Below are 20,677 nucleotides of genomic sequence, written 5' to 3' on the forward strand. Positions count from 1 at the left end.
CCCGACAGTTTATGACGCTGTGTGGGTCACTTTTAGAGTGTGGAGGGAGGGCGCTCAAAGGTGGAGCCTAAGTGACTTTGTCCGTAAAAGCCCGGGCTTGGCTTTTACGGACAAAGTCGCTTAGGTGCAACCCTTTGAGCGCCCTCCCGAAACACGTTTCGGCAATATAACTGAGACCCACATCGCAATTAAATCGTTGAAAATAAGAATCACTAACTTCTCACACAAAAACACCAGCGGAGGAATAATTTGCAGCCCTCACCACCACCAACCCCCACCAAACCTAAGGCTTAACATAAGCAAACCCCTCATCCTGCCGTTTCACCAACTCATAAACACCAACCGGCACCACCACGATACCGTGCTGAATCGTCGATGGATCGACCTGATGACCGGCCATCGCTTTTGCACAAGCCACAACCTTGACGCCCGCATTGATCATTGGTGCCAGATCAACGCCTGAAGCTGTTTCCACACTGATAATTGCCTTACCGTTGACCAAGATCTCAACGGCCCCGGTCTTACCCTGTTTGTCCATTTCCTGCAAGTAATTTGCAACGTTGCTCAAAACGGCCGACCATTTTTCTGGTTCATTAATATGAAAGATCACGTTCATGTCTATCTCACCTTCCGTGTTGCTGTTACCAGCACCTTATGACGCGCAGTTCTATCGCGCTATCCTCTTTAATAGTACCCGAAGTTACCCGGTTTGTGCAATCGCTTTCTTATTAGAATCTGAACATTCACTATGGTGATACGAAAGGAGAACCTGTTAATGGATCTCGGACAAAGACTGCTCCAAGAACGCCAAACAAAATTTTCTCATGGCTTATACCATCACACTCAAGTGTTAACAGCCTACCAAAATACACGAATAGATGGTAACCATTTATCCCTAGCACAAGTCAGCGCGCTTTTTGAGACCCGCGCTATTTTCAGTGACGACCGGCATCCCGTCTACGTTGATGATGTGTTTGAAGTCAGCAATCATTTCAAACTTTTCGATTACCTACTAGATACTTTCAACTAACCGCTGTCTAACACCACTTTTAAGGCCTGGCATCAGATACTCAAACGCGGCACCTGTCAGGCCGATGATTGGCGGTATAACGTTGGCGGCTTTAAACGATTTCCAAACAGAATTGGGCCAATAGTATTCGTCTCACCTGAACAAGCGCCAGCGCAATTAGCGACCTTGTTAAGCGCCTGGGAAAACGACCCAGATTTCTCACTTCAGGGTCTGGCAACGCTTCACGCCGAATTTGAAAACATCCACCCGTTCAGTGATGGCAATGGTATCATCGGGCGCTTGCTAGTCATTAAGGAGGCGCTTCGTTTTGACCAGTTCCCATTGAGTATTCAACCCACTCATCAAAGAAGGTACATCCAGGGGTTACGGCGGTTCACAACTGATCCGAAATATTTGATTGCCCTATTCAAAAGCGAACAGGCGGTTTACCAAAAACAAATCTCGTTTTTTTACCCATCTGGCTGGATTAGGCCGCCTGCCTTTCAGCCGAATCGTCCACCGTTTTGAGCTTTATTGTTAATTAAGTCAGATTTCAAAGCACCGCGCACCATAAATAAACCGTTTTCAAGTACACTGTAAGAAAACCACAACGGGCGGTGATTCCTATGAGTCAAACACGAAAAATGGGCTTTGCCTCAGTCTTTCTTCTCGGCATCAATAGCATCATTGGATCGGGTATCTTTCTGTTGCCCGGCGAATTATACAAAGCCGTTGGGCGCTTCAGCCCTATTTAATCTTGCTAGCAGCAGCCTCTTCCATCCCGATCATCCTGTGTTACGCCAAAATGGCGGCGACCTACACCGAAACAGGTGGCGCCTGGTTCTACGCCTATGAAGCCTTTGGGCGTTATCCCGGGTTTCAAATTGGCATCTTCAGCTGGTTGCTAGGCGTGATTACGTTAGCGGCCGAAATTGCCGCGTTTATCAACATTGCGTCGGTTCTGTGGCCCGTCCTTAAAACACCAAGCGCGTATATGATCACCAGTATTGTGCTGATTTTATTGCTGTTACTGATCAATCTCATTGGCGAAAAAGCGACTCAACTGGCGGACAATATCTCGTCTGCGATGAAGATCCTCATGCTGGCACTCTTCATTGGCGTGGGTCTCGTGGTCCTTCACTTTAGCGGCCAATCGGGCAGTGTTGCACCCAGTGGGACCGACGTCAACGGCGGATTTAGCACCGCCTTTTACATGTTTTCCGGGTTTGCCTTCTTACCAACTGTCGCGAGTGACATGCAAAACCCCGGGCGGGACATTCCACGGGCGCTCCTTGCCGTTATTTTAACGGTTGCCGGCATCTACTTTCTCGTGCAGTGGCTAACGATCTCACAGTTGGGTGCCGGGGTCATGAACCAGGCCTCACCCGTTGTCGCAGCGTTTGAACAACTAGTTGGCCCGCTTGGCAAGCAGATCATGACGCTGGGCGTGATGGTCTCCATCCTAGGTGTCACCATTTCAACCTCGTTTAACACGCCCTTCGTAGCCTCCTCACTCGCCTCAGAAGAACACCTGCTACCCGCCTTTTTCGGCAAACAAACTAAGAGCGGTACGCCTTGGGTTGCTGTTTTGATCACCCACATCGTTGCGGTCCTCCTCTTGCTGTCCCGTGACTACCTTTTTCTGGTATCCTGCGTGGTGATGGTGTCGCTGATTCAGTACGTGACAACCTCCGCCGCGGCGTTTAAATATCAAAAACCACAGTCAAAATACACGCTACCGGGTGGCAAAATGATTCCCGTCATTTCGCTGATTGTCTGTGTCTACTTATTCGCTGGCCTGAAACTGAACGCGATCCTGCTCGGCGTTGGGATCTTTATTCTAAGTATCCTACTGTATTGGGCCGACAAACGCTACGGGACGCCTCGTGAGTTAAACCACACCACTAAATAACCTACAAAAAATGTCACCGTAAAAGGGGCTTTTCATTGTTGGGTGAATCAAATATTGCTGACATGCCGCTTCGTTCCACCGTTCGGCCCTGCAGGCTGAAGTGGGGTCGTTCTGGGGAGTTATTGAATGTCTTGGCAGAAATTCAAGGATCTTCTACGTCTCCCTTGGTCGTAACCGGCTACAGGACAGCCGCTAACGACCACCAACACCACAGCTTGCAATGCCGAACGGTTCCACTACGCTAAAATTCTGGCGTAGTCGTCAAAGTTAATAAGTCTTCAAAAGTAGCATCACAAAACCTCTATATTAATCGTTACTAGTGACTAATACGTCATGAGAAGCATTGCTATTAATAGCCTTATAAGCAGTCGAGGGCGGATTCTTTGCGAACTAGTTTTAACGCAATTGTGATGCTTAACTAGTGGTAAAAAGTAAGTTCAACGTTAGTGGAATGCAGCAATTTGGCACGGAGCTGTGGTGTCGACATCAGTTGGCGACAGTACTTTGGTCGGTTACTGATGTGCGAGACGACTGAGATCCACTCGAGAGCTGCGCAGCAGAAATCGAGTTAGCTCAGTCGCGAGCCACCACAGCGGAGTGCCAAATTGCGGAATGCAACGGACTATCACCTAACATTTAAAAGGCCCCCGTAAAAACAATGCGGTGGCGTTTTTCGTAGTTTCTATCGTGGTCCTTAACCCTGATACCCAACAATTTTTGCGGTGAAGCGTTTCCAACTCGCAGTACCGCCAATTTCAACTTTTGAATTCATGACAGAAGTTGTACCATTGAAAGTGGACTGCTAATCAGCACGACACTAAAAACGAAAGAAGCGAACCCCTTGTCTAGACGCAATATTCTCATCGTTACCTGCGCCCTGCTCCTGTCAAACGCCATGAGTGGGCTGGATAACACGATTATTAACACCGCACTTCCTGCTATTATATCTGACCTTCACGGGATCGAGCTCATGGGCTGGATCGTCGCGGTCTTCCTACTGGGAACGGCCGTCAGTACCCCGCTTTGGAGTAAACTCGGTGAACACGTGGGCAACAAAACGGCCTACCAGTTTGCCGCAATGTTCTTCGTGGTGGGCTCCCTGCTTGAAGGCCTTGCGCCAAACATCTGGTTTTTAATTATTGCGAGAACCATCGCCGGAATCGGAAACGGCGGTGTGGTGTCTCTGCCATATATCATTTACGCCCACATGTACGAGAACCCCCGCAAACGGATGCAGGTCCTCGGCTTCGTTTCAGCCAGTTACAGTATCGCCACCATCGTGGGGCCGCTGGTCGGCGGATACATCGTCGACGCCTTCAGCTGGCACTGGGTCTTCTATATCAACGTCCCAATCGGCATTATTTCCGCATTGTTGGTCCAGCTGTACTACAAGACCAATCCCAAATACATCCGCAAGTCGCCCGTCGACTACCTCGGCGCGGTACTGATGACCGTGGGCTTGATCAGCTTATTAGCCGGCATCGAACTGATCGGTGACGGCAGTCCGGTTGTGATTGCCGGATTGCTGATTGTTGCTGTCATCCTATTTGCTGCGCTGATGCATGTTGAAACGCACGTCAGCGAACCGATCATCCCCAGCAGCCTGTTTCGCAACCGGCCGCTGGTCATCGATTTTGTCCTGTTTGCGCTCATCTGGGGGGCCTTCATTGGATTTCTGATCTATAGTCCCATGTGGGCCCAGGGTCTGCTTGGTACCTCGGCACTGATTGGGGGTGCGACCCAGATTCCAGGATCGGTCACCGACCTCATTGGTTCAAACTCAGTTGCCCCGCTCCGGCGTCATTTAACACCCCAGCGCGTCGTGGCGTTAAGTATCGTGGCGTTAACCATGACCTTTGTCTTGATGTTGCTGTTTGGCATCCACACACCATACTGGGTCATCCTGCTGGCCGCAGCGTTTGAGGGCTTCGGAAACGGCGCCTGCTTCAACGAGTTGCAGGTAAAAGTCCAGCAAGATGCTGACCCGCACGACGTCCCGATTGCGACCTCCTTTAGTTTCCTCATCCGCATGCTCAGCCAGACGCTCACCGCAGCTGTTTTTGGCATCATCATGAACAACGCGCTCCGCAGAGGTGTAGCGCAATCCGGCGGGACCATCACCATGAAGATGATGAACAAACTCTCCGATGCCACTAATCTCAGTGCGTTGCCGGCAAAACTGCTGCCTCAAATGCGTCAGATTCTATACAACGGTCTGCATAACATTATGCTGGTCGCCTTGATTTTGATGCTGCTGTCATTGGCCTTAAACATCTGGGCACTTAAACTCGAACACGAAAAATACGCCCGTTTGCGCAAGGTCAATGCGCAACAGGTGCATTCTTAACAGAAAATTCAAAAGAACCGACAGCCCAATCCGAGTGATTGCGCTGCCGGTTCTTTTTTAAATTCAGTATTTATGCTGGTGTTTTCCAAATTATGGTGCAGAACGCCGTTAAATACTAATCGGATCCCACAACTACTTCAAATGGTTCTTCAACATATACGCCTCATACTCATGTTGAACGATCTGGTCAGTACTGCCTTCATCCGACGTCGTAAACACCCGTCTCAGGTGACTGACCTGGGTTTGAGACGCGGCATCAACGCCGCTCTCAACGTTTGGACGACCATCACATCCTGGCGGCCGAACTTGCGTGAACACACTCGCAATCGTTCCCAGGGCTGGCAACGTTGCCGTTTTCTTGCCCGTTGTGGCATTCTTCGTGTACATCCCCATCCGCCAATAAAAGATCTTTTCGGTATTGAGATGTTGCTGCCCGTTATCGTCAACGTTGATGTGCAACGCCCCGATAATTTGGGTTGGCATCACTTGTTTTGGTGTTGCTTTTTTCTTCTCTCTCATTTAACGCTCCATCATTTTAATCCTGACCACAACCAAAAAATGCCTGATTAAATTGGTTGCTTCCTCATACTGCGACAAATAACCAATGACATGCTCCATATTCCTAAAATGATGAACAGCCAGATATTATCTTACCATGACTTTGCGGTTTTTGTTATAAATTCCGCAACTCTTTAAGTAAATTTGTCCTTAATTTTTCAGTCAATTTTTTCTTATGATGACGTTGGTGTGGCGCCATGCTCGGCGTGAATCGTCGCCATTGCCGAAATAACAGTGTTTCTCAGAATTTCATCCGTAATGAACGGTTGCCGCTTCAAAATCTTAAAGCACTGGTCGTGAACCCGACCCAGCAAAAGGCGCATCGACCGGTGCTGCGTATGGCCGTTATGCATGAACCGGTAGTCAAACGTCAGCCAGCTTGGAAAGAATCGGCTGTCAAATGACGGTACCCGCGCGGAATGCATAATGTCCATAATACCGGCTTCGTTCAGTCGCAGTTCGATACGCGACACGCCCGTTCCTGTTTTCTCGTGCAGCAGCGCCATTTCCGTCGTGTTTAAAAATCCGTGGCCGCGCTGGTCATGCATGCGCTCGACGCTCTTCATATACAAGTAATAGGACGCGCGATTGCCCGATTCAACAATGATGGCGTCATTAGTCTGCCGCACTTTTTCCTCGTGGTCTTCGGTGCTCTTGGTAAAGAGCTTAAGCTGCTCAGCATCCGCTAAAAAATCGTAGTTAAAGTCAACCCGGTGCAACCGCACGTGGGTCAGTAAAGGAAGGACCATTTCGTTCACAAACATATACAGCGGCTCATATTTTCGTTGGTCGATATCGGCCACAAAATGGCAGGGGTTAAACGTCAACGAGACCAGAAAGTGCGTGTCGTCTTCCGGCTTCATCGCCACTTTAAGCGACTGCGACATATGAAACCATCGCGGCTTTTCTAGCTTATCCAGCATGATGGGTGACTGATAGAACCGCGGCGCATCATCCACATCAAACCCAGCATCTTTCATCAACCGAAAAACATTCTGTGGTTTAAACGTGCAGGACCACGCCTTACGCGCCATTTTGTCGCCGCCAGGCACCACGGCCGTTTCACAAAAATTAGAACCGAACGCCTGCATCAGCCCCATCAACTGGGTCACGTGGATCAATTCAAGATCCCCTTGCAAGATGATCTGGTCATTAAACACCGTTGGGACAAATGTTTTACTGATACCACGACGATACGTTGCCAGAAGTTCCTGCCAATAGACGGCGACCTGACGCGAGATCGTCATATCCAACTGTGGTGCCCCAACCTGTGTCAGTCGGTTAAGATCCTCTGTAACCCCATCGCGAAGATGCGCTAACCCCTCGTCCATTCAGTTTGCCCCCTTTTCGATTTAGATTTGCTGGTACGCTGGTTGATCATGCCTATGTACGTAAACACTTCTTGTCACTCATTATACATGTAACCGTGGTCATTATACCGCTTATCGCTCATTAATTTAAAGACTCAGGTTATTTTTTCACAAATTTTCTTAATCATTACAGATTTTCAGTACTTTTGCAACAATTTCGCCTACTCTGTGTTCGAATTTTTAGGGAGTACCCCGCTGACCCGTTATATAATATTGACTATACATGTCGTTTTTAACCAAGCAATTCCACTTGTTTATTTAGGGGATACATTAAGGGGTCAATCGTTATATGGATATTCGAACCAAAAAGACGCGAGCGCTCATCGCAAATACTTTTCTGACGTTACTGAAAGAAAAGCCGATCGACCACATCTCCGTGGCTGAACTGACAACCCAGGCACATATCAATCGCAGTACGTTCTACCGCCACTACACCGATATCTATAACCTCAGGGACACCATCACCACAGCATTCAGCGACGAGATCGTCACGCATTTTGACGAGCATCTGCCTGAAATGGAACACGGTGAATATCGCGGCTGGATCACGGAGTTGCTGGACTACTTGGCTGTTCATAAGGACGCCATCATTTTAACCAACAAAAGTACGGATGACCCAACGATGATCAACCGGCTACGCACCATTTTCATCGATAAGATCTTCCACTACCAAAATATCAAAGTCACCAGATTTTCAAGAATCATCGCAACGGACTACTGTGTGTCAGGCACACTGAGTTTAGTGTACGACTGGATCACTGGGAAATTGGATGTGAGTGAGGATCAGTTAGTTGAGGATATTGATAAGTTTATTGGGGATGTGCAGAAATAGAGTGTGGAGGAAAACGGTAGGAAGCGGAGTGTAAGCCAACTCTGGCCAAAAAGTCCGGGCCTGACTTTTGGCCAGAGTTGGCTTACATGCAGCTTTCTGTTTTCCGAAACACGTTTCGGCAATGTAAACTACCCCCAACGTCGCAAGGATTCCTCACTGCTAACAAAACCACAACACTACCTGTATAAACGCCCAACACAAAAAAGCACCACACCAACGGCGGATTGCTGTTAGCGTGGTGTTTTTTAAACCCCTATTCCAAAAACGAATAAGCACCATAGCAAACTGCTCATCCCTTAAGATACAGAGTGGTCTGCTATGGTGCTTCTTGATTACGTTGCTCTAAATGTTACTACTTTCTAGGCGTCATAGCCGAAACGTGTTCCAGGAAGCAGAGGCTACTGCGTAAGCTGGCTCTGGCACAAATGCCAAGTTCAGGCATTTCCGCCAGAGTCAACTTACGCTCCGCCCTCTAACCGCTTCCTTCCACACTCCTATACAACACAAGCGTCCATATCGCCGTTTTAAGCGACTTTCCCGCTCTTACCGGTATTATTATGCAACACTAAAACGTGCTCTGATGTCCATTTTCGACCCCCTAGACGGTTTTAAACAGACATCCTTATCTTTTTATGTAGAGTGTTCACCAATCCGCGGCCTCCAAACCGTATGAATTGCTAAACACTACTCCTATGGTGAAACGTACTAGCTGCGAGCCAGTGCTTCGAGCTGGGCCGAAACTGTTGGGTAAGCTAATTCAGCAACTAAATCAGTTAACTCAGCTTCAGTCAGCGTAACCCGGACAAAGACCCAGTCGCGCATTAGGCCAGCCACCCCATAAACAACGGCTGTCACTTGCGCTTCGTTGCGATCATCCGTATCGACACCTGAAAGGGTATCGGATTGCATGATCCGGTCTTGAACTAAGTCAAAGAAGAACTGATTGCCGTCATCAGTTGACAGCAAATACTGCAGCCGTTCGCGATTATCATTTAGGTAATCGATCATTTCCATGGTCGCTACCTTAAAGGCACCCATTGTCAGGTTTGGTCCTTCAAATGAAAGTTGGCCATCAAGGTCACCCTTGACCTGAGTCATAATTTTACGCTTCAGGTCGTACACATCATGATAATGTGCGTAGAACGTACTCCGGTTCACCCCAGCCAAAGACGTTACTTCGCAAACGGTAATCTTGCCGATTGATTTCTCGTTCAGCAATTTCAGAAACGCACCTTCAATAGCAGCTTGCGTTCTTTCTATACGCTTGTCCATCTTGCCACCTCCTCGTTAGTATGACAATTCTGAAACAATATCCAGCACTTACTGGACATTTGTAATCTTATATTAACAAAAAGTAAATGTCAAAAGAAAGTTACCAATGTTGCATTTTAAACACGTGTTCAATATCTCAATTCCATATTTATCAGCCGATTATTTGAGGAAGTTATAACGGGTTTATAACCCGACACAATGGTATAATGTGCGCAATGCCGAGGGAGCAGACCAACGGGTAATAAAGGGGTGTCATTTACCATGGTAATAGATCGTCGAACGATTCGTACCCAAGCTGCGATCGAAACGGGCTTTATTGAGGTGCTCAGTCAAAAACCGCTCAACAAAATTACGGTTTTGGAATTAACGGAGCAGATCAATATTGGTCGGGGAACTTTTTATAGTCACTACAAGGATTTATTCGACCTGTACAACAGGATTATGCAAGAAACGACCAGAACCCTAAGCCGGTTATTTGATGAAAATTATCCGGATCCGGGAACTGACAGTTATGAATTCTTTGCTAATCAGATGATCACCTACGTCGACGAGCATCGCAAACTGTTTACCAGTCTGATGCACAATGACTTGGGTGCAAATTTGCGATTCAACTCAAGGAAATGCTAATGCGAAAAGTCGAGGAGCACCAAAACATCACAGGAACAGATACCCGGGAACACGGCCGCGTATCCTTCACCTGCTCAGGTGTGATCGGTCTGATGGTCGACTGGCTGGATGATAAGCTAGCAATTTCGGCGGATGATTTAAGCGATTTGGTGGCGGAGTTGATTGTGAATATGTATGCCTAGAGCGTGGAAGAAGGCGGTTAGAGGGCGGAGCGTAAGCTGACTCTGGCAGAAATGCCTGCACTTGGCATTTGTGCCAGAGTTGGCTTACGCAGGAGCCTCTGCCTTCTGGAACGCGTTTCGGCTTGAAGACAGTAGAAAGCCAGAGCGTGGAAGAAGGCGGTTAAGGGGCAGAATGTAACGGACTCTGGCAGAAAATCCCGGGTTTGGATTTTTGCCAGAGTCCGTTACATGGCCGCCCCTTGCCTTCTGGAACGCGTTTCAGCTTGAGGACAGTAGAAGACAGTAGCTTCTACCACTCTGTGACGTTAACCCACCCACTAAATTCGTGGATGTAAAAACAACAGCGCAGACGAACCTCAAAAGCTTTCCCAACCATAGCGCAGTAACCGCGTCAACTCTATCGCGCTATCGTGGAAAAAGGTAGACATCAAAACACATTCAACACTGTCGAACGTCGCAAATTGTAATTATCACATCCATAAGCATCACATATATCATTGCGTTGCATAATAGAAAAGACAGTTTCTTATTCAGTGAAGGCTGAATTGGGAACTGTCTTTTTTGGGGTTTACAGATATTGATTGTATGGGTGAGATTTCTAATGTTACGTTGTTGGTTTATTAACGTCGGCGTAACCGAGTAACTCATTATCTGTTTGCTAGAGGCCCTCTTTACACTTGTTCCTCGCTGTCCTCGAGACTAAATCGGCTACAAGAGGCAGGGGGCTACTGCACAAGGGACTTCGGCCAAAAAAAGGCAGGGCCGGCCTTTTTCCTTACTCTTCTAAAAGCCCTCTTTATACTTGTTCCTCGCTGTCCTCGAGACTAAATCGGCTACAAGAGGCAGGGGGCTACTGTGTAAGGGAGTCTGGTCTAAAAGGCAGACCCGACCTTTTAGACCAGACTCCCTTACACTCCGCCCCCTAAGCGCCTCTTTCCGCACTCTTCGAAAAAAAAAGCCCTCCACCCGGGTAGCAACCCCGGGGGCGGACTCTCAAACGGTTGGCGGATAATCGGGCCGCCAGTGATTCATTGCACCACTATTGCTAGTGGTTGCTTATATTATATAACGGGTTGGGGCTGACGCAAAGGAAACTGCTTAGTGCCCTACCTGCCGATCAGATGTGTCATGTCACTCACGAGCAATTGTCTCACTGGCAGGTCAAGACCCGCTAGATAGACACTCAAGAAAATGGCCAACAAGGCCGCTACTGCAACTAACGCCCACATGGTTTTCACTAACATCTGACCGACACCTTTCTCTTATCCGCTGATCAGGCAGGATCCGGGTCGACGTACCAGCCGTTATCTAACAGCTGGTGGTAGTGGCGCCCGACCGGCACCCATAGTTTTGCCTTTAGAATGGACTTGCACTCGTCCCAAAATAGGACGTCGTTGCGTTCATCCAGTGACAGATTCAACTTGATGTATTCCCCCTCTTCGGTTTGCGCGATGATGAAGGGGTAAAAGATTTTAACAAGCTGTGCTGCGATAATGTTTTTAATGGTTGTGTTTTGATCGATTAACATAGAAATCACTCCTTTTTGAAGTGACTTAATCATATCGAATTCGTGGAGGCGAAAACAGTACCAAAAAAAGAATTTATTCTGAGTTTTTTTCAGATTACGCAGTGGGCTGCTCAGCCGTGAACTGTTTGTGAGCTAATCGGAACGAGTGGTCACATGCCGCGGCAACGCTGGTTTCATGGGTCACGATGATGACGCACTTGTTTTCCTCGTGAGCCAGTTTCTGAAAGAGGTCAACAACGTCTTTCGTGTTGGCTTCGTCCAAATTACCAGTCGGTTCGTCAGCGACAACGAGATCCGCGTCACAGGCCATGGCCCGCGCAATGGCGACTCGTTGCTGCTGCCCACCTGATAGATGGGTGACATTTTGACCCATCTGATCCTCCGCTAATCCAAGTTTTCCTAGCAGTTGTTTTGCGTAGGCTTTATCACCCTGGTGCTTGGAGTTCGTAATGGCCATGGCGGTCATCACGTTATTGACCGGTGACATGTAATTAAACAGGTTATACGCCTGGAAAACGATGGAGACGCTGTGTTTTCTGTAATTGGTCAGGCCAATCTTGCGGATGTCCTTGCCATTGAGCTCGATGCGCCCAGCTTTAGGCGTATCCAGACCAGCGACTAACGAGAGGAAGGTCGTTTTCCCGGATCCGGACTCACCAACGACTGCGTAGGATTGACCCGCTTCAAAGTTTAAATTAACGTTTGAAAACAGTGCATCATCTGGGTGGCTATACCAATAGCCTAAATCAATAATATCTAACATTTAAACCCTTCCTTTCATTAATCCAAGAGGATCTTTTTCGGCTGCAATCGTAAAATGTTGCCGGCTGCCAGCATCACTGACAATAGTGTGATCACAAGGCCCATCGCACCGAGTTTAACAAGTTGCACAGCGGACAATTTCACTTCAAGATTTGTCTTCTTAAGTGAGGCCGAGCGCGCACCCATCATTGATCGGTTACCCATTTGACCACCCATTCTGCCAGATGGCGCCTGCCCGGTGCCCTTCATCCCGCTCGGTGCTTGTGTCCCTGAGCTAGAACTGGTCGAGAGGCTGGACGTCTGCTGACTCACGAGCTGATTGCCCAGCTTGTTGCCGATAAACTGTCCGCCGATGCCCGCAATCACGAGGCTGACGAACATGACAATGCCCATTTCAACAAAGAACTGACCAATAACCTTGCCGCGTGACTCGCCAAGGGCTAGCAGGACACCAATTTCATGCCGGCGTTCGCGAATCTGCAACATGATGATCAACGCAAGAATAATCGTGCCGGCAATCGCAACCAGCCAGACGATCTTGTTGGCAAAGGATTCAACGCTGGCCATCGACGCCTTCACACTCTGGTAACTAGCATCATCCGTGCTCAAACTGTACTTGCTGGTATTGATAAGTTTCTTCCCGGCGGTCTTCACGCTGCTGACCTTGCTTGGGTTCGACACATTAAATGTCACTGAGTCGGCGGTATTCTTATACTTAGTACCCTTCACGGTGTTTGCGAACGTGTACGATGTGTAAATGGTATTCGATGGGTCGCTCGCACCAAAGCCCATCGACGTCGAGGCACTGGACTTCGCCTTGTAGATGCCGACGATCTTCAAGGTGTACGTCTTCTTACTGCTGGTCGTCTTCACCTTGATGGTGTCGCCCGTTTTCAGCCATCTGCCTTAGCGAGTTCTGACTCGATCACAGTATTATTGGTGCCCGTATCAGCCGTTGTCAGATTGCGACCGGACGTGATCTTATCGGTGCCATCTGAGAAATTGCTGGCCGACGCGGTGCTGGTTACCCCATCAATGGTGATGTCACCAGTACTCGTTGATGAGCCGAACCCGCGACCGCCCATTTGCGACGAGGCAGTGCTCGTGCTGACCGTATCGAAGCCGTCAGCGTTAACGGAGGTCGTTGAGGTGGCGTTGTAACTGGAAACGTTATTGAGCTTCGCAATCTTCTTAGCGTCACTCAATTTGACTGGCGAAGTCGTCAGTGTCGGTCGACTGCTGGAGCTGGAAGACCGGCTCTCTTGCATCTTCTTAAAAGCGGCGGCGCGATTGGCGGACAGTGTCACGGTTGCCCCGACACTTGCCTTGGCTTGCTGGGTCGCCTTATCGGCTGCGCTGTGAATCAGCAGCCCCGCAAACACAAATAACATAATGGCTGACATGACGATCAGCATTAACAGGGAGCGCCCTTTTTTGGCGAGCAAACTCAGCCAGGCGCGTTTGAAAAAGTTCATACTTATGAGCTCCTTTGACATGTTTTTTCGAATCCATAATAGCTGGTCGTGTGCACCACCCTGAAACTGGATGTGGTACAACTGAACATGTCATTTTTATACGCTGACTGACTTAAAGATAACTTAAAGCAGCGGTTAGGTATGGCTGATATATTGGCCGGCCGTGTAAACCTTAAGATGCCGAGTTTGACAAATGACCGGATGCGTAACGATGCGCCCCATTCTGAGTCAGTCGTCTTAATTTTGGTTAAATCCCGCGAAAGGTAATTAAGAATACGATAAGCGGTGACTTAAGCTTATTTGTATGTCGCAAATGCTTCTCCAGATTTGAAGTTGTATCGTACAACCGCTACGCAAAGCACAAAAAAAGGATGGCGTCCGAGATGCTACGTCATCTTTTTTGAGTATTTATTTGAAGTAGGCTGTGTAAAACAAGTACAGCCCCAATAACATGGCCGCAATCGAAATCACCGTTCGCGTGAGTTTAACCGGCACATGTCTGACCGCAATCGGTCCCATGTAGCCGCCAATAAACATGCCCACCGCTAGCGGAACCGCCAAGAGCCAGTAGACCTTGGTCGTGAACGCATAAATGATCAACGACAATATATTGGTCATAAACGAGGTAAAGTTCTTGATCGCATTGCTGACAACAAACGGTGTGGTTAAAGTCACCGTTAAAATGGACAGTAAAAAGATCCCGGCCGCAGCACCAAAATATCCAATGTAGATACCGACCAGAAAGATGGCGCCATTTTTCAATCCGCGTTTGACTACCCCATCGGGCTGCCGATTCTTGGGTGACACAGTATGTTGACCCGCTACCAGCATGGCCACCCCAGCGCCGAAGATCATAAACGGCACGACCTTCTCAAAACTGGACGACGGGGCGTATGCCAAAATCAAACACCCAATGATGCCACCAGCCATCGCAACTAGCGCAACGTGCCACATGATCCGCCGATGACCATGGAGCTCCTTACCTGACGCCATCGTAGACCCTAACCCGGTGAAAATTAACGCCGCGGTATTGGTCACGTTCGCGCTGACCGGTGGTACACCAATGCTGAGTAGTACTGGATAAGAAATAAGTGAGGCGAGACCCGCAACGGCGCTGATAAAGCCGGCAATCGTTCCCGCAATCAGTAAGTAACCTGCAATTAACACTGCATGCACAGTGAGTTCCTCTTTTCTCTATAACTTGTTCTCACATTACAGTATACCTTATCCGCAGCAATGACTCATTCGATAATCATTAGAATTAAGTAGACGAAAAACCACCGCATTATTTTTCATGTGCGATGGTTTTTTTATTCCTAATCCGTTTCCGCCGCTTCATCCCGTGCCCCTTCAGGCACCAGACCCTGCAGCAAAAACTCAACGATTTCATTCGTGGTGGTCTCAACATCCAACGGCTTATTGCTCATCACAATATTAGGGATCAGGTATCCCAGCAGGACCCCTGAAATCGTCCGGATGATGCGCATGGCATCCCAGTCGACCAGTTCGCCACGTGCTTGGTAGCAGGAGAAGACCTGGTTAACGGACGTTTCAATGACCAGGACCAACCGTGATGTCAGACCCTCCAGCATGCTTGGATTCTTCACGATTTCTTGGATGAAGATCCGCATTTCCTGGCGGTTCTCCATAATGTACTTGATTCGGTCGCGAACGGCGTAACGTAGTAACACGCTAAAATGTTCTTCCGGCTGACCACTGGGATCCTTTAAGAAATCAAAGATCACTTGTGGCAGGATATCGTTCACGAAAGGATCCAGCACCGCCTTTAACAGCGCATCCTTGGTCTTAAAGTGCTTGAAGACAGTGCCTTCAGCACAACCGGCAAGCTTAGCGATGTCTTGGGTACTGGTATTTTCATACCCCTTTTCGGCAAATAAAATTAAACTAGCTTTTAAAACGCTCTGTTGTTTGATGGACAATGATGAGTTGTCAATGTTGGCATCAAACAAGGTTTTCACACCTGTGTGGTCCATGGTACGCACCCCGATTTTAATTGTGTTCGTTTAGGATTGGACAACTGCAGCAGCCTGACCCTTTGCGGTTGGCGTTGCGTGGGTTTGAGAATCCTGCTGAGCAGCGGCCTTCTTGGCCTGTTCCTCAGCAAGGTTCTTGTTGGCGGTCGCCATCATCAACCGAATCCGGTTCAGCTGGTTCACAACTGAAGTACCGGGATCGTAGTCAATGGCGGTGATGTTTGAGCCTGGGAACTGGCGCCGCAACTCTTTGAGCATCCCCTTACCAACGATGTGGTTTGGCAGGCAGCCAAATGGTTGCATACAAATGATGTTTGGCACACCACTCTTCAACAGTTCGATCATTTCACCGGTCAGGAACCAGCCTTCACCTGTTTGGTTTCCCAGTGACAGGATCTGGCTCGCATCGTTGGCCACTTTTTCAATAGCTTCAATGCCGTGGAACCGCTTGGATGCCTTCAAGGCTTTTTGCATTGGCTGTTCAGCCACTTGATGACGTCCAGCGCAAATTTCGCAAACCACTTGGCCTTAATGGATGAGCCCAAATGCTGATACTTGTAAATTTGGTTGTACAGTGAGTAGTTCATAAAGCCGACAATGTCAGGAACAACAGCTTCGGCACCCTCATTTTCCAAGAGGTGAACCACGTCGTTATTAGCGATTGGGGAGTACTTCACCAGAATTTCACCAACCAGGCCGACCTTTGGCTTCACAACGTCGCGTTGCGGTACCGTATCAAAGTCCTTTACAATCTGGTTGACGTTCTTCTTGAATTCCTTGAAACTCCCCTTTTCGATGGATGGTTGAACCAGCTTAAGCCAGTCTTCGTGCATCTTATCGATCATGCCCGGTTCCGTTTCGTAAGGCCGCGTGTGATAGGTGACCTGTTCGAATAAATCACCGTACAGGAAGGCAATGGCAACCCGCCGCAACAGTGGCAGCGTGAACTTGAAGCCGGAGGTCGATTCGACCCCTTGGTTCCCCAATGACAGCGAAACGACAGGGACTTTTTGGAACCCAGCGTCCTTCAAGGCTTTTCTGATCAGCGGAATGTAGTTCGTTGCCCGACAACCGCCACCAGTTTGGGTCATCATAACAGCGGTCTTGTTTAGATCATACTTGCCTGATTGCAAGGCTTCGATCATTTGACCAATGGAAATGATGGCTGGATAGCAGGCGTCGTTGTTGACAAACTTTTGACCAACATCAACGGACTTGGTATCGTGCATCGGCAGGTTGACCACGTTATAACCGGAGGCCTTCAAGGCAACGTCGACCAGCCCGTGTTGGTGAACTGGTGACATCATTGGCAGCAACAGGGTATAGCCTCTTTTTGCATTTCTGGGGTAAACTCAACTGGCTTGTCATCCTCATGCAGCTTCACTGGCAGGATCTTTCTGGTCTGACGTTCCTTAACGGCGGCCTTCAATGACCGAAGCCGAATGCGAACGGCACCCATGTTAGTCCCTTCATCGATCTTCAATGAGGTGTAGAGTCGGTTGTGTTGACTCAAAATTTCTTCAACTTGGTCAGAATCAATGGCGTCGATCCCGCAACCAAAGGAGTTCAGTTGAACGAATTCCAATTGCGGCATCTTGGCAACCACCCGAGCGGCCGCAAACAACCGTGAGTGATACATCCACTGGTTCACGACACGCAGCCCCTTGACGTCACCCAAATGGGCAACAGAGTCTTCAGTCAGGACGTGGAAGCCTTCAGCTGTCATCAGTTGTGAGATTCCGTGGTTCACTTGAGGATCCAAGTGATAGGGCCGGCCAGCAAGCACGATGCCGTGTTCGCCAGTGTCGCGTAACATGGCCAGCGTATCTTCACCGCGGTCACGAATTTGTTGCTTAAAGTGTTCGAGTTCCTTGTAACCTGCGTCCAGAGCGTCGGCAATTTCAGCCTTGCTGATGCCCCAGTCCTTAAACGATTCGTAAAGGTTTTCAGTCGTGGACTTCTTGTCGGCAAGGTTCAGGTATGGCGAGATCAGGTTGACCTTGCCGCTGGTGATCTCATCGACGTTGTTGCGGATAACGTTTGGATATGATTGCACGATCGGGCAGTTAAAGTGGTTGGCTGAATCCTTGTTTTCTTCCATTTCGTACACAACGGCTGGGTAGAAGATCTGCTTGTAGCCGCGGTCGATCAGGGCTTGGATGTGGCCGTGCACTTGTTTTGCGGGGTAGCAGACCGTATCACTCGGAATGGTCTCCATCCCTTTTTCGTACTGTTCTTGGGTCCCCTTGTGCGACAATTCGGCCCGAATCTTTAACTTCCGGAAGAACGTCTGCCACAACGGGTAGTTTTCATACATATTTAGAACACGTGGAATACCGAGTTTACCACGAGTGGCGAGCTTGGTCCGCAGTGGCCGGTAGCTGAATAATAGCTTGTACTTTTCAGCGACCAGGTTGACCTTACCGTTATCCTTAGGCATCCGGTAACCCAAACCGCGGGCTTCCCCACGTTCACACCGGTTCCCAGTCACGAATTTCCGGCCGTCATTAAAAATGGTAATGGTCAGCGGACAGTTGTTTTCACAGCCGCCACAGTGCATGTATTCCTTCTTAAAGGACAGGTTGTCCATTTCTTCAGGCTTCAGCAACGTGGTCTCGTCGCCTGTGCTGTAGTTTTCTTCGGCAATTAAAGCAGCCCCGTACGCGCCCATCAGACCAGCAATGTTTGGTCGAACGACCTGGGTGCCAGCAATTTTTTCGAAGGCCCGCAAAACGGCTTCGTTGTAGAAGGTCCCACCCTGACAAACGATATGGTGGCCCATGTCTTCCACGCGGCGCATTTTAATGACCTTAAACAGGGCATTCTTGATGATGGAAACCGACAGACCAGCAGCGATATCACCGATCGTGGCGCCTTCCTTTTGAACCTGCTTGACCTTCGAGTTCATGAAGACGGTACACCGTGAGCCCAAATCAGAGGGGTTCTTGCTAGCAAGGCCGCCTGGGCGAAATCACGAATGTTGTACTTCAAGGATGTTGCGAAGGTTTCGAGGAATGACCCGCAACCTGATGAACAAGCCTCGTTCAGTTTAATGGTTGAGAGCGCGTCGTTTTTAATGGTCATGGCTTTCATGTCCTGACCACCAATATCGAGAATAAAGTCCACTTCTGGATCAAAGTAGTGGGCAGCGCGGTAATGGGCCACCGTTTCCACTTCACCGACATCGACTTGGAGGGCGTTCTTGATCAAATGCTCGCCGTAACCAGTGACGGCCGTTTTCCCAATCGTGATTCCCTCGGGCATTTTACTGTCCATGTCACGCAGGATCTGCTTCGTTTTTTCCAGCGGATCACCGTCGTTGCTGTCGTAGTAGGTGTAAAGGAGTTTGTTGTCATCAGAGATCAGCGCCACCTTAGTGGTCGTTGATCCGGCATCAATACCGAGAAAGGCTGTACCGCGGTATGACTCGAGGTCGCGGGTCTCAACCTTAGCTTCAGCGTGACGCTTACGAAATTCCTGCAGCTCGTTGTCATCATTGAATAGTGGTTCCAGTGAAGAACTCGGGTGCATCCCGGAGTCGTCACCGTTTTCCAATTTGTCGATCAGCTCATCCAAGTTCGTTTGTGGTTGGTCCACAGCGTAGAGACAAGCGCCCTTCGCAACGAAGAGTTGGGGGTCTTCTGGGAAGATGACCTGTTCAGGTTTTAATTTCAACGTATCGATGAACCGCACACGCAGTTGATCCATAAAGTACAGTGGCCCACCTAAGAACGCCACGTTACCCTTGATCTTATGCCCAGCAGCTAAGCCGGAGATGGTTTGGTTAACCACGGCTTGGAAAATGCTGGCGGCGATGTCTTCCTTACGGGCACCATCGTTGATCAAGGGTTGGACGTCGGTCTTAGCGAACACGCCACAGCGGCTGGCAATCGGGTAAATCGTTTCCGAGTTTTTGGCCAATTCGTTTAACCCGTTGGCATCCGTCTTCAGCAACGTTGCCATCTGGTCGATAAAGGCCCCGGTCCCACCGGCACAGCTCCCGTTCATCCGTTGTTCCAACGAAGCGCCAAAGAACGTGATCTTGGCGTCTTCACCACCAAGCTCGATGGCGACATTGGTTTCCGGAATCAGGGTTTCGACAGTCTTTGTGCAGGCAATCACTTCCTGCACGAATTTCAGTTCAAGTAAGTTTGCCAGACCGATCCCACCAGACCCGGTAATCGTAAACGAAATCGGTGTCTGAGAATCAATCTCAGCAATTGCTTCCTTCATAATCTTTTCAGTAGCGGCCTTCACGTCAGAATAGTGACGTTCGTACCGGGCAAAATGGGTTTTGTGCTGGTCATCCATGATGACTAATTTAACAGTGGTCGATCCCACGTCGATCCCACCATAGTAATGTTGTGCTGTCATTCGATTCACCTCTTAAGTCAAATATCTCATTTGGTTACATCTCAAGCTGTGCCCTGCAATGCTACGGTTCATTCCAAATCATGCAACGCGATTTCTCCCCCGCGCAGCAACATCACAACCAGCCATTACGTTGTTATCTTTAGCTAGTGTAGTGAGCACTCACTTTGTAGTGTAACAGGGATGGTTTGGCTTTGATATAGCATATGAAAACATTCCCTTTATATCAGAATGGTATTCTGATGATATAACAACAGACGTTATATTTCATAACTGAAATGAGTTGGAATTATCGTTGTAGTGAATATTTCTGGTGAAATAGTGCTGAATTTAGGGTAAATCCGGTAATTATTGGGTGGATTTTCATTGTTTTTGTCAAGTGATTAAAAAAACGACTCGCGCAGAAATTATTTTTGCGCGGGTCGCTCATTTTTTGAG

General features: G+C 48.7%; 17 protein-coding genes and 2 pseudogenes. 8 read left to right on the forward strand and 11 right to left on the reverse strand.

The annotated features are described in order from the left end of the window. Window positions 1-283 precede the first annotated feature (283 nt). Entirely contained in the window at window positions 284-616 is a 333-nt protein-coding gene (locus tag JCM11969_RS05615; protein WP_054709239.1) for a DsrE family protein, read from the reverse strand. A 159-nt stretch (window positions 617-775) separates the two neighbouring features. Here JCM11969_RS05615 and JCM11969_RS05620 point away from each other — a divergent pair, with 159 nt between their 5' ends. The 5 genes from JCM11969_RS05620 (at window position 776) to JCM11969_RS05635 (ending at window position 5,268) form a co-directional block, all read left to right on the forward strand. Next, window positions 776-1,030: a hypothetical protein gene (locus tag JCM11969_RS05620; RefSeq protein ID WP_054709240.1), complete on the forward strand. Its 255-nt coding sequence runs from the start codon at window positions 776-778 to the stop codon at window positions 1,028-1,030. 3 nt (window positions 1,031-1,033) lie between these two features. Then, a complete protein-coding gene (locus JCM11969_RS05625; RefSeq protein ID WP_082409195.1) occupies window positions 1,034-1,537 on the forward strand; it encodes a Fic family protein in 504 nt (167 codons plus the stop codon). 98 nt (window positions 1,538-1,635) lie between these two features. Next, window positions 1,636-1,764 carry a hypothetical protein gene (locus JCM11969_RS19730; RefSeq protein ID WP_263850012.1) on the forward strand — a complete coding sequence of 43 codons (129 nt, stop codon included), beginning with the start codon at window positions 1,636-1,638 and terminating at the stop codon, window positions 1,762-1,764. A gap of 2 nt (window positions 1,765-1,766) precedes the next feature. After that, complete coding sequence (locus tag JCM11969_RS05630; protein WP_162231454.1) at window positions 1,767-2,921, forward strand: APC family permease; 1,155 nt, start codon at window positions 1,767-1,769, stop codon at window positions 2,919-2,921. A gap of 841 nt (window positions 2,922-3,762) precedes the next feature. Further along, the gene (locus JCM11969_RS05635) at window positions 3,763-5,268 is read left to right on the forward strand and encodes an MFS transporter (RefSeq protein ID WP_082409197.1); all 1,506 of its coding nucleotides are present in this window, start codon (window positions 3,763-3,765) and stop codon (window positions 5,266-5,268) included. A 132-nt stretch (window positions 5,269-5,400) separates the two neighbouring features. On the opposite strand, the gene JCM11969_RS05640 is transcribed toward JCM11969_RS05635, so the two are convergent. Then, window positions 5,401-5,787 carry a DUF5839 family protein gene (locus JCM11969_RS05640; protein ID WP_054709244.1) on the reverse strand — a complete coding sequence of 129 codons (387 nt, stop codon included), beginning with the start codon at window positions 5,785-5,787 and terminating at the stop codon, window positions 5,401-5,403. A gap of 212 nt (window positions 5,788-5,999) precedes the next feature. Next, complete coding sequence (locus JCM11969_RS05645; RefSeq protein WP_054709248.1) at window positions 6,000-7,157, reverse strand: hypothetical protein; 1,158 nt, start codon at window positions 7,155-7,157, stop codon at window positions 6,000-6,002. A gap of 328 nt (window positions 7,158-7,485) precedes the next feature. Between JCM11969_RS05645 and JCM11969_RS05650 the strand changes: the two genes are divergently transcribed. Further along, window positions 7,486-8,028, forward strand: coding sequence for a TetR/AcrR family transcriptional regulator (locus JCM11969_RS05650; RefSeq protein ID WP_054709252.1), 543 nt, complete (start codon window positions 7,486-7,488; stop codon window positions 8,026-8,028). 705 nt (window positions 8,029-8,733) lie between these two features. Here the strand turns inward: JCM11969_RS05650 and JCM11969_RS05655 are convergent. Then, window positions 8,734-9,300, reverse strand: coding sequence for a TetR/AcrR family transcriptional regulator (locus tag JCM11969_RS05655; RefSeq protein WP_054709255.1), 567 nt, complete (start codon window positions 9,298-9,300; stop codon window positions 8,734-8,736). Window positions 9,301-9,561: 261 nt separating this feature from the next. Between JCM11969_RS05655 and JCM11969_RS05660 the strand changes: the two genes are divergently transcribed. Both JCM11969_RS05660 and JCM11969_RS05665 read left to right on the forward strand, forming a co-directional pair. Further along, on the forward strand, window positions 9,562-9,927 hold the full coding sequence (locus tag JCM11969_RS05660; protein ID WP_054709258.1) for a TetR/AcrR family transcriptional regulator: 366 nt from the start codon (window positions 9,562-9,564) through the stop codon (window positions 9,925-9,927). Continuing rightward, the gene (locus tag JCM11969_RS05665) at window positions 9,927-10,109 is read left to right on the forward strand and encodes a TetR-like C-terminal domain-containing protein (protein WP_054709261.1); all 183 of its coding nucleotides are present in this window, start codon (window positions 9,927-9,929) and stop codon (window positions 10,107-10,109) included. Before JCM11969_RS05660 ends, JCM11969_RS05665 begins: the two co-directional genes overlap by 1 nt. 1,106 nt (window positions 10,110-11,215) lie before the next feature. On the opposite strand, the gene JCM11969_RS17610 is transcribed toward JCM11969_RS05665, so the two are convergent. The 7 genes and pseudogenes from JCM11969_RS17610 to JCM11969_RS05695 form a co-directional block, all read right to left on the reverse strand. After that, window positions 11,216-11,353 (reverse strand): hypothetical protein, encoded by a 138-nt coding sequence (locus JCM11969_RS17610; protein ID WP_156319270.1) that lies wholly within the window; start codon window positions 11,351-11,353, stop codon window positions 11,216-11,218. Between the two features lie 29 nt (window positions 11,354-11,382). Continuing rightward, the gene (locus JCM11969_RS05670; protein ID WP_054709264.1) at window positions 11,383-11,637 is read right to left on the reverse strand and encodes a hypothetical protein; all 255 of its coding nucleotides are present in this window, start codon (window positions 11,635-11,637) and stop codon (window positions 11,383-11,385) included. A 94-nt stretch (window positions 11,638-11,731) separates the two neighbouring features. After that, complete coding sequence (locus JCM11969_RS05675; RefSeq protein ID WP_054709267.1) at window positions 11,732-12,400, reverse strand: ABC transporter ATP-binding protein; 669 nt, start codon at window positions 12,398-12,400, stop codon at window positions 11,732-11,734. 17 nt (window positions 12,401-12,417) lie between these two features. Continuing rightward, window positions 12,418-13,874: pseudogene (locus tag JCM11969_RS05680) on the reverse strand (ABC transporter permease). A gap of 408 nt (window positions 13,875-14,282) precedes the next feature. Next, on the reverse strand, window positions 14,283-15,050 hold the full coding sequence (locus JCM11969_RS05685) for a sulfite exporter TauE/SafE family protein (RefSeq protein WP_054709270.1): 768 nt from the start codon (window positions 15,048-15,050) through the stop codon (window positions 14,283-14,285). Window positions 15,051-15,190: 140 nt separating this feature from the next. After that, complete coding sequence (locus tag JCM11969_RS05690; protein ID WP_054709273.1) at window positions 15,191-15,868, reverse strand: TetR/AcrR family transcriptional regulator; 678 nt, start codon at window positions 15,866-15,868, stop codon at window positions 15,191-15,193. 30 nt (window positions 15,869-15,898) lie between these two features. Continuing rightward, window positions 15,899-20,242, reverse strand: a pseudogene (locus JCM11969_RS05695) (acyl-CoA dehydratase activase-related protein). Between the last annotated feature and the right edge of the window lie 435 nt (window positions 20,243-20,677).

Origin of the sequence: Secundilactobacillus paracollinoides DSM 15502 = JCM 11969 (assembly GCF_001311135.1) — a bacterium.
Lineage (GTDB): Bacteria > Bacillota > Bacilli > Lactobacillales > Lactobacillaceae > Secundilactobacillus > Secundilactobacillus paracollinoides.

Coding starts and splice junctions, on each gene's coding strand:
- JCM11969_RS05655 (WP_054709255.1), bottom strand. CDS start 9,300: ATGGACAAGCGTATAGAAAGAACGCAAGCTGCTATTGAAGGTGCGTTT.
- JCM11969_RS05690 (WP_054709273.1), bottom strand. CDS start 15,868: ATGGACCACACAGGTGTGAAAACCTTGTTTGATGCCAACATTGACAAC.
- JCM11969_RS17610 (WP_156319270.1), bottom strand. CDS start 11,353: ATGTTAGTGAAAACCATGTGGGCGTTAGTTGCAGTAGCGGCCTTGTTG.
- JCM11969_RS05650 (WP_054709252.1), top strand. CDS start 7,486: ATGGATATTCGAACCAAAAAGACGCGAGCGCTCATCGCAAATACTTTT.
- JCM11969_RS05660 (WP_054709258.1), top strand. CDS start 9,562: ATGGTAATAGATCGTCGAACGATTCGTACCCAAGCTGCGATCGAAACG.
- JCM11969_RS05675 (WP_054709267.1), bottom strand. CDS start 12,400: ATGTTAGATATTATTGATTTAGGCTATTGGTATAGCCACCCAGATGAT.
- JCM11969_RS19730 (WP_263850012.1), top strand. CDS start 1,636: ATGAGTCAAACACGAAAAATGGGCTTTGCCTCAGTCTTTCTTCTCGGC.
- JCM11969_RS05665 (WP_054709261.1), top strand. CDS start 9,927: ATGCGAAAAGTCGAGGAGCACCAAAACATCACAGGAACAGATACCCGG.
- JCM11969_RS05645 (WP_054709248.1), bottom strand. CDS start 7,157: ATGGACGAGGGGTTAGCGCATCTTCGCGATGGGGTTACAGAGGATCTT.
- JCM11969_RS05670 (WP_054709264.1), bottom strand. CDS start 11,637: ATGTTAATCGATCAAAACACAACCATTAAAAACATTATCGCAGCACAG.
- JCM11969_RS05615 (WP_054709239.1), bottom strand. CDS start 616: ATGAACGTGATCTTTCATATTAATGAACCAGAAAAATGGTCGGCCGTT.
- JCM11969_RS05620 (WP_054709240.1), top strand. CDS start 776: ATGGATCTCGGACAAAGACTGCTCCAAGAACGCCAAACAAAATTTTCT.
- JCM11969_RS05640 (WP_054709244.1), bottom strand. CDS start 5,787: ATGAGAGAGAAGAAAAAAGCAACACCAAAACAAGTGATGCCAACCCAA.